Genomic DNA, 269 nt, shown 5'->3' with positions numbered 1-269 from the left:
AATCTTTGGAATCTTTGGAATCTTTGGAATCTTTGGAATAGAGAATGCTATATATAGCTATAACAACTATATAAGAATAAGAAGACATCAAAAATCTAAGATGAACTGTATTTTCCTAAAAATAAAATTAATAAAAGTGGTGAAAATGCCTAAAAAAAAGCCATATATATCACTTTTTTTGCAAAATAGTAGAAAAAAACGGCACTCAATAGAAAAAGGCTGAAATACCCCTTGCAAAGGGATGTTAATCCTCTATAATGCACATCCAT

1 protein-coding gene is annotated in these 269 nt (G+C 28.6%); it reads left to right on the top strand.

Translation table 11 applies throughout. The features are described from left to right. Positions 1 to 223: hypothetical protein (locus UC75_RS19320; RefSeq protein ID WP_212771781.1), on the top strand; the 223-nt coding region annotated here is incomplete at its 5' end. Positions 224 to 269 lie beyond the last annotated feature (46 nt).

The sequence above is a fragment of the Acinetobacter sp. V2 genome, from assembly GCF_001188385.1.
Classification (GTDB): domain Bacteria; phylum Pseudomonadota; class Gammaproteobacteria; order Pseudomonadales; family Moraxellaceae; genus Acinetobacter; species Acinetobacter oleivorans.
The sequence above is the reverse complement of the archived record's forward strand: the minus strand, read 5'-3'. Positions and strand labels throughout refer to the sequence as shown.